This window comes from Kitasatospora cineracea, assembly GCF_003751605.1.
GTDB lineage: Bacteria > Actinomycetota > Actinomycetes > Streptomycetales > Streptomycetaceae > Kitasatospora > Kitasatospora cineracea.
Map to the genome: position 1 here is coordinate 23008 of NZ_RJVJ01000005.1, position 12694 is coordinate 35701.

Genomic DNA, 12694 nt, shown 5'->3' on the forward strand with positions numbered 1-12694 from the left:
CCCGCCCCATCCCGTCGCCGAGCACCACATGCCCCGCCGCCCCGACCGGCCCCGGGGTAAACGTGGCATACGCTCTCGGGGTGGAGCGCAAGAACATCCCCGATCCCGGGTTCGCCGAGGACGACGGCACCGCCGACCCCGCCCTCGTCGCCGCCCTCACCGCCTGGCAGCAGGACCCGGCCACCGAGCCCGACCTGCTCGCCGCCCTCACCCCGAGCCGGCTGATGGTGCCCATCGTGGCGCTGCTCGGCGAGGTGGAGGTGGGCGCCGACGGGCACAAGCACGAGAAGACCAGCGACATGGCGGTCCCCCTCGTCGAGGCCCCGGACGGCCGGCGCGCCCTGCCCGCGTTCACCTCGCTGGCCGCGATGGCCAGTTGGCGCGCGGACGCCCGCCCGGCCCCGGTGGTCGCCCCGCAGGCCGCGATGGTGGCCTTCGCCGAGCGCGCCGACACCCTGCTGATCGACCCGGCCGGCCCGGTCACCTACCAGCTCTCCGGCGCCCGGCTGCGCGCCGTCGCGGAGAACCGCCGCTACCTCCCCCCGCACCGCGACCCCGAGGTGCACCGGGCCCTGCGCGCCCTGCTCGCCGCCGAACCGGCCGTCACCGCCGCCCACCTCGCCCCGGCCGCGGACGCCGACGCCACCCTGGCCCTGGTCCTGGCCGACCCCGCCACCGAGCCGGCCGCCGTCCAGGCCCTCGCCAACCGCCTCGGCCAGGCCCTCGCCACCGACCAGGCCCTGCGCCTGCGCCTCGACCAGGGCCTCCAACTCGCCTTCCTGGCCCGCCCCCTCGACCAGTCGCCGTTCTACGCTGCGGACGCGAACGGGTGAAGCGGCGCGCCGCCGGTTCGTGTCCGGGACGGCGCGCTGAGGTCTCCCAGGAGATCCCGTGTCCTCGAGGACCGAGCGGGCCGCCTGCTCGGCAGCGCCGGCCTTTGCCGCTGCCGCTGCCGCTGCCGCTGCCGCCGCCTCCACCGCCACCGTGCCGAGTGCCGAGGCCCGCGCCCACCCCATCGCCCCGCCAGACGGCCCGTACCGTCAGCCCCTACCGGTCCCGCCGTCCCCGGCGTCCCCGCCGTCCCTACCGGTCTCGCCGTCCCCGCCGTCCCTACCGTCCCCGCCGTCCCTACCGGTCCCACCGTCCCTACCGGTCCCACCGTCCCCGGCGATCTCGGCCAGCCGCCGCAGCTTCCCGTCGCTGTCGCTGCCCCGGTCCGGGTAGTAGACGACCAGGATGACGTCGTCCACGGGCAGCTTGTCGCGGTGCAGCCGCAGCTCGCCGACCACCGGGTGGTGCAGCGTGGTGGTGCCGCCGCCGAGGTCGCGGACGTCGTGGCGGGCCCACAGGGTGCGGAACCGCTGGCTGGACAGCGCGAGTTCCCCGACCAGCTCGACGAACCGGGGGTTGTCGGTGTCGTCCCCGATCGAGGTGCGTAGGGCGGCGACGAAGTCGGCGGTGGCCTTCGCCCAGTCCTGGTGGAAGGACTGCTCCGCCGGGTCGAGCAGCAGGGAGCGGAGCCGGTTCTCGCCGGGCCGCAGGCGCGGGGAGAGCGCCAGCGCCATCGGGTTGGCGGCCAGCACGTCGAACGCGCGCCCCTCGACGAACGCGGGCACCGGCAGGTGCGCGAGCAACTGGTGCACCCGGGCCGGCGCCTGCTCGGGCCGCCGGCGCCGCGGTGCGCGCGGACGGGCCGCGACCAGGCCGAGCAGGTACGTCCGCTCGACGTCGTCGAGCCGCAGCACCCGGGCGAGCGCGTCGAGGACCTGCGGCGAGGGGTTCCTGTCGCGCCCCCGCTCCAGGCGCAGGTAGTAGTCGGGGCTGATCCCGGCGAGCAGCGCGACCTCCTCCCGGCGCAGGCCCGGCACCCGGCGGTTCCCGCCCGGCGGCAGCCCCGCCTGCGCGGGGGAGACCAGCTCGCGCCGGGCCCGCAGGTAGCGGCCGAGCCGGTTGCCGGATTCCTCGTCCTTCATACCGCCACCGTAGTGCGGCGCCCGCCGCCCAGCGGGGGCCCTGTCAGGACCAGGGAGGACGGGGGCCTCCCCGCGCCCGCCGGAACGCGCCCAGGCTGGGGAGCGGAGCCGCCCCGACCGAGGGGCGGCGGACACCCCGGGCGGCGCCCCGCCGCCCGCGCCGCGGGCCCGCCCGGCCCCGGCGCCCCACCGAAGGGAAGACCCCCGTGGACCTCTCCAAGCGCACCGTCCTCGTCGTCGGCGGCACCTCGGGCATCGGCCGCGAACTGGCCCGCCGGTTCGCCGCCGCGGGCAGCACCGTGGCCGTCGGCGGCCGCGACCCGCAGGCGCTCGCCGACCTCGCCGGGGAGGGCTTCGACGCCTTCGCCGTCGACGTCACCGACGACGCCTCCGTCACCGCCGCCCGGGACGCCGTGCTCGCCCGCCACCCGGAACTGGACACCGTGGTGACCATGTCCGGCGTCATGCTGCTGGAGGACCTGCGCAACCCCGCGCACTTCGCGGCGGCCCGGACCACCGTCGACACCAACCTGCTCGGCACCGTCCGGGTGCTCGACGCCTTCACCCCGCACCTGGTCCGGCGGGGCGCGGGCACGCTCGTCACCGTCAGCTCGGGCATCGCCTTCCTGCCGTTCCCGCCGATGCCCAGCTACGCCGCCTCGAAGGCCGGGGTGCACGCCTACACCGAGGCGCTGCGCGCGCAGCTGGCGGGCACCGGCGTCGACGTGGTCGAGCTGGTGCCCCCGGCCGTCGCCACCGCCGGGCAGGAGCGGGTGAACCCGCACGCGCTGCCGCTCGACGGCTTCGCCACCGAGGTGATGGAACTGCTCGCCCAGGACCCCACCCCGCACGAGATCCTGGTCGAGGGCGTCCGGATGCACCGCTGGGCCGAACGCGACGGCACCTACGACGGCCTGGTCGCCCAGCGCGCCCGTGCCCTGTCGATGCTCCCCGGCCGCCAGGGCTGACCCCCGCCCGACGCGCCAACTCTCCTGCCCCGCCAGCACGTTGACGCCCCGAGCCGTTCAGCTCCCGCCGACCCGCCCGCGTCACCCGCCGCCGTCCGCCCAGCGAAAACGGACAACGGACAACGGAGTGTCCGACACCCGCGCCGCCGACTGCCGGGGCCCGTCCGGGCCGGCTGCGCTCGCGCCGAGTCCCTCGCCTGCACCGGCGTCACGACCGACACCTGACGCCCCGGGCGCCCGGTCCCCGGCCCCACTCGGCACGCCCGGGCGGGGCGGGGGTTCTCGCGCGCCGGTGCGCCGCCCATTGGGATGACATTGCGTAGTCGGTGGCGCGTGGCGGGGGGTGTCGCCTGATAGCCGTAGAGGTGGTCGCGGCAGGGTGTCACCCGACTGATCGCTTACGCACGGCCTTTCCGGGGGCGAGGAGAGCGTGCCACGACGGGTCGGCCGGCCGGCGGCCTGCGGGTTCCCCCCGCCCCTCCACCGCCCGTCCACGAGAGGACAGCGCAACCGATGACAGACGAGATCGCCTACGCGAAGATCCACCCCGCGATCGGGGTGGCCCGGGTGGGCAACAGCACCGCCGGGGACGGCTGGTTCTACGGCCCCGAGACGCCCGCGCCCGAGCCGGCGCCGGTCGGCTTCTACAAGGACGCCGCCGGGGCGGTCAAGCGCCAGGCCGCCCGGTTCCGGCTCTACGGCTACGACGCCCAGGGCCGGGTGGTGCGGGAGTTGAAGCCCGCCGAGGCCGGGGTGGAGGTCGAGTGGGCCGTGCACGTGGCCAACCGCAAGGCCGCCTGGTACAACTTCGACCTCGCCCTCGACATCCCCGACATGCAGGGCAAGGCGTCCCTGCGCCGCAACGCCAAGACCGACGACGAGAACGGCCGCGAGAAGCTCGTCATCGACCCCGGCCGCAAGACGCTCGTCCCCGGCAGCAAGCAGGAAGTGGAGTTCACCGGCGGCACCTTCCTCGGCGTCCCCGTCCCGCTGGGCCGGATGCAGACCGACGAGGAGGGCCGGCTGGTCGTCCTCGGCGGCAGCGGCACCTCGGGCGCGCCGGGCGGGGAGGAACTGCACTCCTTCGGCAACAACGACGGCTGGTACGACGACACCTCCGACGGCCCGGTCACCGCCACGCTGAAGCTGGACGGCAGGGACGTCGAGGTCAAGGGCGCCTGGGTGGTGGTCGGCCCGCCCAACTTCGCCCCGGACGTGAAGACCCCGCGCACCCTGTGGGACCTGCTGCACGACGTCTTCCGGCCCGAGCAGCCGGTCGGGGCCACCGAGGAGGTGGTCTTCGAGCGGGACATCAAGCCGATCCTGCACCGCTTCTGCGAACTCCAGTGGGTCAACAAGGGCTACGCCACCCACTACGGCTTCGGCGGCCCCGAGGACTTCATGGCCCCCGCGCTGTACGACCGGCTCGCCGGCAAGGCCGAGCGCAACCGCGAACTGCGCCGCCAGGTCTACACCGCGATGCGCGACTACGAGCGCGACGGCGGCCGCTCCCCGCTGCCCTGGCCGTGGTTCTACGGCGACGGCATGGCGAGCAAGCCCAAGTCGCAACTGCAGTACATGACGCTGTCCCCCACCCAGATTGATCAGTTGGAGAAGTGGGCGAACGGGGAGTTCGGCACCGCCGCCGTCCCCGACTTCCCGAGCCGGATCGAGGACGCGCCCCTCGCCGAGCAGCCCGGCCTGCTGGACCGCGCCGCCCTGGACTTCTGCCTGGCCGACGCCTTCCACCCCGGCTGCGAGGTCACCTGGCCGATCCGGCACACCACCGTGTACCAGGAGCCGTTCCGGATCCTGCACCGCGCCGAGAACGACCCCGAGCCCGACTACGGCCCGCAGTTGAGCGCCGAGCGGGCCCTGGGCGCGGACGGCCCGCTGCACGCCCAGCCGCCCGGCGGGCTGACCCGCTGGATGGCGATCCCGTGGCAGACCGACACCGCCAGTTGCCGCTCCGGCTACGAGTCCAACGCCCTGCCCAAGGGCCGCTACGACCCGCACCTGCCGACCTTCTGGCCCGCCCGGGTGCCCAACCACGTGCTCACCGAGGAGGACTTCCGGATCGTCAACCAGGAAGGTGGCGGCGGGAGTTCGGAGGACGCCCGGCTGGACGCGTTCGCCCGCCGGGCCTCCTGGCTGCGCGGCCTGCGCGGCGAGTACAAGGAGCAGCTCGCCCAGGCGGCGAAGGAGTGGCACCACTTCGGCATCGTGGAGACCCGCCGCTACACGGTCGGCGACGGCAAGTTCCCCGCCACCGTCCAGGTCGAGTCGAAGCCGGGCTTCCCGCTGGAGGGCGTCTCGCCCGACCGCAACCTGGTGACCGTGCACGTCCCCGAGGCCACCGCACTCGACAGCGCTGCCTACAGCGGCGTGCTCGGCGACGTCGCCGAACGGACCGGCTACAGCGCCGAGGAGATCACGGTCGGCTACATCGACAAGCTCGACCCGTTCGGCGAGGAGTCCGCCAACGGCGGCGGCGCCCGTCCCGCGGACGGCCGCGGGTGAACCCGGCCGCACCCGCCGCGGCCCGCGCCTCCCGCGCCTCCCGCGTCTCCCGCGCCTCCCGCGTCCCGTCCGTCGACGTGGTCGTGGCGGGCGGCGGCCCGGCGGGTGCGGCCGCCGCCCTCGCCCTGGCCCGGGCGGGCCGGACGGTGCTGCTGGCCGACGCCGGACGCGGCCCGGCCCCGGTCGGCGAGGCACTGCCCGCCGCCGCCCGCGTCCTGCTGCGCGACCTCGGCGCGGACGGCGTCCTGACGCACGGCCACCTGCCCTGCCTGGCCAACCGCTCCGCCTGGGGCGGCCCGGCCCTCGCCTCCACCGACAGCATCCTCGACCCGCACGGCCACGGCTGGCACCTCGACCGCCCGCTGTTCGACCGCCAACTGCGCGACCGGGCCCGGGCCCTGGGCGCCCAGCTCGCCGAGCGCACCACCGCCCGCCCGCTGGACCGCACCCCCGACGGCGGGTGGACGGTGCGGCTGGGCGAACGGGAGCCGGTCCGCTGCCGGTGGATCGTGGACGCCACCGGCCGCCGGGCCGCCGTCGCCACCGCCTGCGGGGCGCGCCGGCTGGTCCGCGACCGGCTGCTCGCCGTCCACCTCACCCTCGGCCCCACCGCGCACCCCGCCGACACCACCACCACGGTCGAAGCGGCCCCCGACGGCTGGTGGTACACCGCCCCGCTGCCCGCCGGCCGCCGCCTGCTCGCCCGGTACACCGACGCCGACCTGCCCGCCGCCCACCGGACCGCCCTGCCGGCCGGCCTCGCGGCCACCCGGCACATCGGCCCCCTCGCGGCCGCCCACCCGTGGCCCCCGGCCGCCGCGCCCCGGCGCGCGCCCGCCCACACCGCCCGCCTCGACACCGTCCACGGCGAGGGCTGGACCGCCGCCGGCGACGCCGCCCTCGCCTTCGACCCGCTGTCCTCGCAGGGCATCCTCACCGCCCTGTTCACCGGCCTGAGCGCGGGCACGGCCGTGCACGCCCACCTGGCCGGCGACCCCGGTGCGCTGCCCGGCTACGCCCGCACCGTCGACCAGGTCCGCACCACCTACCTGCGCAACCACCGCACCCACTACGCCGCCGAACAGCGCTGGCCCGACCGGCCGTTCTGGCAGCGCCGCCACACCCCCACCCCCCAGGAGGCCCCCGCATGAGCACCGCACCCCTCGCCGACACCGTCAGCGCCGACCGGCACGGCCACCGCTTCCTGCTGATCGGCAAGACGACGATCTTCAGCTACCACCTCGGCCTGTACTACGTCCCGATCCACGCCTTCCAGCTGATCACCCGGTTCGGACTGCCCGACACCCTGCGCGAGACGTACCTGGCCGACCTGGCCGCGCACGAGAACCAGCAGGTCTACTACTCGCTGTTCTCCGAGGGCCACTGGCCGCTGAGCGAGATCGTCGAGGGCACCCGCACCTCGCTGCCGGTCGAGTTGGAGCGCGTCACCGTCGACGCCGAGGGCAAGCGGAAGTTCACCCCCCTCCTGGACGCCGTCGACGCCGGCTGCCACAAGGACGACGTCGTCCACTACCGGCCGCTGGACCCCGACGCCGGCTACCCCGACTTCGTGACCGAGCTGGTCTTCGGCCGGGGCGACGAGGTGCACCTCGCCCACGCCCTGGCCGGCGCCCCGAACTGGGACGAGGTCATCACCACCGTCGACCCCCGGGGCTTCCAGCCCGCCGACCTGGCCCCCGCCGCGACGCTCACCGTCCCCTCGCTCAAGGACCCGCACGCCGCCGCCCCGAAGAGCCCGCTGACCCCCGGCACCCGCTACGAGGGCCGGATCGGCGACCGCCCGGTCTCCTTCACCGCCGGCCGCCAGGGCTGGTGGAACAACACCTCCCTCAACAAGAAGGGCTAGTGCCACCACCGGGGTCCCGCGCCGCCGCCCCGCCCCGCGGGACCCCGGACCGCCCCCCACCGCCGATCCCCCCGATGCTCCGCCGAAGGGCCGCCACCGATGTTCGACACCAGCTTCGCCTTCCCCGACGACCTGCTGCGGCCGACGGCCGGCCCGGGCGGCCGGGTCGCCGTGATCGGCGCGGGCGCCGCCGGGCTGGTGTGCGCGTACGAGCTGCAGCGGCGCGGCTTCGACGTCGCGGTCTACGAACGCGGCAACCGCCCCGGCGGGCGGGTGCGCACCCACCGGTTCTGGGACGGCACCCACGCCGACCTCGGCGCGATGCGGATCCCCTCCAACCACCACTGCGTGCTGCACTACGTGGCGCGCTTCCGCCTGGCGACCCGCACCTTCGTCAACCACAACCCCCGGGCCTACTACCACCTGCGCGGCCGCCGGGTCCGGGTGCAGGAGGTCGCCTCGCTCTTCCCCGCCTTCGCGCTGCGCCCGGACGAGCGCCGCGCGCCGTCCGTGCTGCTCGACCGGGTGCTCGGACCGCTGTGGCGCTCCTTCAGCGCCGAGCAGCAGCGCTCCGCCCTGGACGGCCGCTGGGACGACCCCGCGCTGGAACGGGCCGCCTCGGTGTCGCTGTGGCAGTTCGTCCACGAGCACCTCTCCCAGGACGCCTGGGACCTGTTCGGCCACGCCAGCGGCCTCGCCCACTACGAGCAGTCCTCGCTGCTGGAGGTCCTGGTCGACCACTTCGGCCTGTTCCACCGCGGACAGGTCGAACTCGCCGACGGGTTCGACTCGTTGGTCCACGGCTTCGTCCGGGCCCTGCGCCCGGGCACGCTGCGGCTGTCCACCCGGGTCGACGAACTCGCCCTGACCGCCGACGGGGTGCGCCTGCGCGGCCGGCGGATCGGCGGACGGCTCGACGACCGCGCCGACTTCGCGGTCTGCTGCGTCCCCGCTCCCGCGCTCGACCAGATCACCCTCACCCCCGGCCTGCCCCACCCGCAGCGCCACGCCGTGCGCGGCATCAGCTACGCCAGCAGTGCCAAGACCGTGCTGCACGTGACCCGGCGGCGCTGGGAGAGCCAGGACGGCATCCACGGCGGCGGCAGCTTCACCGACCTGCCCGTCCAGCAGGTCTGGTACCCGTCCGACAACGCGGTGCGCACCGACGGCGGCGTCAACGGCTCCGGCACGCCCCGCTGGGAGGCCCGCGACCCGCTGCGCGCGGCCGAACCCGCCGCCCTGCTCGGCGCCTACCTGTGGGGCGCCAACGCCCGACGCTTCGCCGCGCTGGAGCGGGCCGACCGGGACGCGCTGGTGCTGGAGTGCCTGGAGAAGCTCCACCCGGGCATCGCCGCGGACGTCGACGACATCGTGCACTGCAACTGGGACGTGCAGACCGGCATGGGCGGCGGCGCGTTCGCCCACCTCACGCCCGGCGAGCACGCCAGGTACCTGTCCGTGCTCGGCGCCCCGCACCCGGCCGGGCGCCCGCGGCTCTTCTTCGCGGGCGAGCACCTGTCCGGCGCCCACGCCTGGTGCCAGGGCGCGGTGCAGTCCGCGCTCGGCGCGGTCCGCACCCTGCTCGCGCACGCCGGACAGGCCGCCGCCGCACCGGTGGACGCCCGGTGAGCCGGCCGCAGCCGCTCGGCCGCGCCGACCTGCTCGCCCCGCTGACCCCCGCGCCGGGGGCCGTCGAGCGGGTCGGCGTGGAGGTCGAGTGCGCCCTGCTCGACCCGGCCACCGGCACCGGGGCCCGCTACTCGGGCCCGCGCGGCGTGCGGGCCGTGCTGGCCGCCGTGCTGGAGCGCTGGGGCGGCGAACCCGAGGACGACAGCGGGCAGTTGACCGGCGTCCGGCTGCCCGACGGCAGCAGCGTCACCCTGGAGCACGGCGGCCAGATCGAGTACTCCTCGACGCCCGCGCCCGGCGTCGGCGGCGCCGTGGACGAGGTGCGGGCGGCACTGGAGCGGCTGGCCGACCTGGCGGCCGGCTTCGGCCTGGCCCTCGTCCCGGGCGGCAACCTGCCCTTCGGCCGGCTCGCGGACGTCGAGTGGGTGCCGATGACCCGCGGCGCGGCCATGCGCCGCTACTTCGCCGGCCTCGGCCCGGCGGGGGAGCGGGCGCCGCACGTGATGGCGCTCTCGCTGTCCACCCAGGCCACCCTCGACTTCCTCGGCCCCGAGGACCTCACCCGCAAGCTGCGGATGCAGACCGCCGCCGCCCCCGTGGTCTCCGCGCTCCTCGTCAACTCCCCCCTGCTGGAAGGCCGCCCGTGCGGCCTGCTGTCCCACCGCAGCTGGGCCTGGCTGCGGACGGACCCGCGCCGAGGCGGCCTGCTGCCGCCCGCCCTACGACCCGACGTGAGCGCCGAGGACCTCGTCGACTGGGCGCTCGGCATCCCGCTGATCCACTACCGCACCGCCGACGGCCGCTACCACCGCGCCCCCGACGGCACCTTCGCCGACCTGCTCCGCGACGGCCTGCCCGACGGCACCGGGCCCACCGCCGCGCACTGGGCCGCCCACCTCTCCCAGCTGTGGACCGACACCCGGGTGCGCCGCACCCTGGAACTGCGCGGCGCCGACGGCCCGCCCGCCCCGCACCTCGCCGCCCTGCCCGCGCTGTGGACCGGCCTCACCTACCACCCGCCATCACGGGAGGCCGCCTGGGAGTTGACGCGGGGACACACCGCCGAGGAGCACCGCGCCGCCCGGGCCGAACTGCCCGCCCGCGGCCCGGACACCCGCCTCGGCGACACCCCCGTCCGCGCCCTGGCCGCCGAGCTGCTCCGCCTGGCCCGCACCGGCCTGGAGGCCCGGGTCGCCGCCGGACTGGAGCCCCCGCACGTCCCCGCCCACCTCGACCCGCTCGACGAGATCGCCGCCACCGGCCGCACCTTCGCCCACCAGTGCCTGGAGCGCTGGCACGGCGACCTGCGCACCGACCCCGCCCGCTACGTCGCCGCCCACCGGATCTGACTCCGTCACCACCGCTGCGGAAACCCCCGTGACCTGCCCGCATCCGACCAGGTAAGCTCCGAACTCCGCCAGAGTCCCTTACCCGCCCTGGAGCGTGCCCGTGCCCGACGAAGCCACCGTCCCCGAACTCGTCCGGGCCTGGATCGGCGGCTGGACGGCCTCCCGCGGCGCTGCCGACCCCGCCCCCGAACCCTGGGGCTGGAGCATCGACGTCGGCCAGCCGCGCCACGTGTGGCGGCACGTGCTGCCCGCCCCCGCCGAGGCCGACGTCCGCAAGCTCACCGAGGGCACCACCGTCCCCTGGACGTGGCTCAAACTGTTCGCCGAGGAGGAGCGCGTCCTGCCCTGGGTCGGCCCCGGCTGGCACCAGGACGTCCCCGGGTACCTGATGACCCTCCCGCTGCGCCCTGAGCACCCCGCCGTCCCGGCCGGCTACCGGATCACCACCTGGCACCGCGGCGGCACCGTCCGGGCCCTGGTCCGCACCGCCGACGGCGCCTTCGCCGCCCGCGGCCAGCTCGGCCTGGCCCCCGCCGTCCCGCTCGGCGGCCGCACCGACGCCCCGCTGGTCGCCGTCGCCGACCAGATCGAGACCGACCCCGAGCACCGCCGCCGCGGCCTCGGCTCGCTCCTGATGCGCACCCTGCAGCACGAGGCGCACGCGGCCGGCGCGCGCACCGCCCTGCTGGTCGGCACCACCGAGGGCCGCGCCCTCTACACCAGCCTCGGCTGGACGCTGCGCTCCCCGATGGCCAGCCTCTGGTACGACCCCGCCACCCCCACCGGCCGCCCGCCCGGCGGCTCCTGACCCGCTACCCCGCCCGGACGCGCCGGTGCCCGCCGGGAGGGCGCAACTCCGGGCGGGCACCAGAAAAAGCGGAGCGGAGGATCAGGCGGCGATCAGCAGGCTCCGGCGGGGGGCGATCACCCGGCCGTCCGGCAGCAGCTCACCGGTGTCGTCGAACAGCAGCACCCCGTTGCACAGCAGGCTCCAGCCCTGCTCGGGGTGGCGGGCGACCGGGACGGCCGCCTCCCGGTCCGCCGAGTCGGAGGACGGACACTCGGTTCGGTGCTGGCACATCCTTGTACCTCGCTTCGCTGAAAATTTGCACCGGATCAGGTGTGAAACGGCGTCAGCCGGGTAGGACGATTGGTCCTCCACCCAACCGACACCAGTGTCCGACTCCACGGGCGCTCGCGCAGCCATTTGGTGACATGCGCCACAGAAGAACGCGCGAGATCACCCTAGCGGGCGGGATTCGCCCCGATCCGCGCACGGACGGGCCATGCCGTGCTGATCCGATCGGATCAGCACGGCATGGCCCGTCCGGGTGGTGCGGGTCGGTTCCGGGTGGGCGTCAGCCGATCAGCGCGGTCGGCCGCGCCGCCGGCGAGCGCTCCAGCCGGGCCAGCAGCTCGGCGGCGGGCAGCGCCTGGTGCGCCGCCACCCCGAGCGGCGAGGGCGCCAGCGGGATCAGCAGGTCCTCCCCGGGCTGGCCGCCGTGCAGCCACAGCGCCGAGGCGTAGTGCTCGGGCAGCGGCAGCAGCCGGGGCTCGTACCGGACGGGCGTGCCGTGGGTGAGCTGCCAGGCCTGGCGCAGCGCCCGCACGGTGGAGTCGAGGAACGGGCCGGCGCTCAGGTGGGAGAAGACCGGGCCGTCCGGCCCGTTGACCACCTCGGCGGAGGCCACCACCCCGTCCAGTCCGTCCTCGGTGAACTCGCCGACGGCCAGCGGCCCGTACTCCGGCCCGCCGTCGGCACTCCGGCTGCCGCCGGTGCAGCCGTCGTGCCCGCAGGGCGCGGGTGCGGCGTCCTCGGGGCCGCCCCCGCTCAGCAGGAAGCGCCAGCCCGTGCAGTCGGCCCCGGCCAGCCGGGGTGCGGGCCCGCGCAGGGCGTGGACGGGTAGCGCGAGCAACGGGCGCGGACGCCCGGCGCCGCGCCGCAGGACGGCGGCCGAGGGCGGCGACAGCGCCGCCTCGGGGGCGAGGGCGGACAGCGCGGCGCGCAGTGCGCCGGCCGGGGGCTGGGACAGGTGCAAGGTCATGGCTGAGTCGCCTCTCCGTGCGAGATCGGCGGGCGATGCGGCATACCGGCATGGCGCCGACATGAGGGAGGTCTGGCCGTGTCCGGTTGTGCATGAGCGCCGAGTGGGTGGGCGGGTCGTCGACGAGTTCCCTCGACATCGTGGGCGTCTCGGACGGCCTGGACCGGGCCTGAGCGGCGTGCGAATTCATTCGAACAGGTGCGCAGGGTGACCTTCATATCACGTTCCGTTGTCCAGCACAACTCGAGTCCGGCCTGATCCACCGTCAGAAAGCCTGTCTCGTCCGGGTGTTCGCATCGCGGGCTATCGATCTTCGACCTGGGCATGATGCTCAGGCACTGTC

Annotated in this window: 11 protein-coding genes; 8 read left to right on the top strand and 3 right to left on the bottom strand. The window is 75.9% G+C overall.

Translation table 11 applies throughout. The features are described from left to right. The first annotated feature begins 80 nt into the window (after positions 1–80). The gene (locus EDD39_RS38205) at positions 81–833 is read left to right on the top strand and encodes an SseB family protein (protein WP_123564223.1); all 753 of its coding nucleotides are present in this window, start codon (positions 81–83) and stop codon (positions 831–833) included. A 207-nt stretch (positions 834–1040) separates the two neighbouring features. Here the strand turns inward: EDD39_RS38205 and EDD39_RS38210 are convergent, their stop codons facing one another. Continuing rightward, positions 1041–1973, bottom strand: coding sequence for a helix-turn-helix transcriptional regulator (locus EDD39_RS38210; RefSeq protein WP_208765787.1), 933 nt, complete (start codon positions 1971–1973; stop codon positions 1041–1043). Positions 1974–2179: 206 nt separating this feature from the next. Here EDD39_RS38210 and EDD39_RS38215 point away from each other — a divergent pair, with 206 nt between their 5' ends. The 7 genes from EDD39_RS38215 (at position 2180) to EDD39_RS38245 (ending at position 11114) form a co-directional block, all read left to right on the top strand. Beyond that, entirely contained in the window at positions 2180–2941 is a 762-nt protein-coding gene (locus tag EDD39_RS38215) for an SDR family oxidoreductase (protein WP_123564224.1), read from the top strand. A gap of 513 nt (positions 2942–3454) precedes the next feature. After that, entirely contained in the window at positions 3455–5461 is a 2007-nt protein-coding gene (locus EDD39_RS38220) for a LodA/GoxA family CTQ-dependent oxidase (RefSeq protein ID WP_123564225.1), read from the top strand. After that, a complete protein-coding gene (locus tag EDD39_RS38225; RefSeq protein ID WP_123564226.1) occupies positions 5458–6612 on the top strand; it encodes a tryptophan 7-halogenase in 1155 nt (384 codons plus the stop codon). The genes EDD39_RS38220 and EDD39_RS38225 overlap by 4 nt, the downstream gene beginning before the upstream one ends. Then, positions 6609–7328 (top strand): hypothetical protein, encoded by a 720-nt coding sequence (locus EDD39_RS38230; RefSeq protein ID WP_123564227.1) that lies wholly within the window; start codon positions 6609–6611, stop codon positions 7326–7328. The genes EDD39_RS38225 and EDD39_RS38230 overlap by 4 nt, the downstream gene beginning before the upstream one ends. A 99-nt stretch (positions 7329–7427) precedes the next feature. Next, positions 7428–8957, top strand: a complete 1530-nt coding sequence (locus EDD39_RS38235; RefSeq protein ID WP_123564228.1) for a flavin monoamine oxidase family protein — start codon at positions 7428–7430, stop codon at positions 8955–8957. After that, positions 8954–10306, top strand: coding sequence for a glutamate-cysteine ligase family protein (locus tag EDD39_RS42470; protein WP_162870363.1), 1353 nt, complete (start codon positions 8954–8956; stop codon positions 10304–10306). The genes EDD39_RS38235 and EDD39_RS42470 overlap by 4 nt, the downstream gene beginning before the upstream one ends. A gap of 100 nt (positions 10307–10406) precedes the next feature. Then, complete coding sequence (locus tag EDD39_RS38245; RefSeq protein WP_123564230.1) at positions 10407–11114, top strand: GNAT family N-acetyltransferase; 708 nt, start codon at positions 10407–10409, stop codon at positions 11112–11114. Between the two features lie 81 nt (positions 11115–11195). On the opposite strand, the gene EDD39_RS38250 is transcribed toward EDD39_RS38245, so the two are convergent. Beyond that, positions 11196–11387, bottom strand: coding sequence for a DUF5999 family protein (locus tag EDD39_RS38250; protein WP_030461562.1), 192 nt, complete (start codon positions 11385–11387; stop codon positions 11196–11198). A gap of 277 nt (positions 11388–11664) precedes the next feature. Then, positions 11665–12351, bottom strand: a complete 687-nt coding sequence (locus EDD39_RS38255) for a hypothetical protein (RefSeq protein ID WP_123564231.1) — start codon at positions 12349–12351, stop codon at positions 11665–11667. Between the last annotated feature and the right edge of the window lie 343 nt (positions 12352–12694).

Bases quoted from the DNA above. Each gene is read 5' to 3' on its own strand.
- EDD39_RS38210 (WP_208765787.1), bottom strand. From the start codon at position 1,973: ATGAAGGACGAGGAATCCGGCAACCGGCTCGGCCGCTACCTGCGGGCC.
- EDD39_RS38250 (WP_030461562.1), bottom strand. From the start codon at position 11,387: ATGTGCCAGCACCGAACCGAGTGTCCGTCCTCCGACTCGGCGGACCGG.
- EDD39_RS38255 (WP_123564231.1), bottom strand. From the start codon at position 12,351: ATGACCTTGCACCTGTCCCAGCCCCCGGCCGGCGCACTGCGCGCCGCG.
- EDD39_RS38220 (WP_123564225.1), top strand. From the start codon at position 3,455: ATGACAGACGAGATCGCCTACGCGAAGATCCACCCCGCGATCGGGGTG.
- EDD39_RS38235 (WP_123564228.1), top strand. From the start codon at position 7,428: ATGTTCGACACCAGCTTCGCCTTCCCCGACGACCTGCTGCGGCCGACG.
- EDD39_RS38230 (WP_123564227.1), top strand. From the start codon at position 6,609: ATGAGCACCGCACCCCTCGCCGACACCGTCAGCGCCGACCGGCACGGC.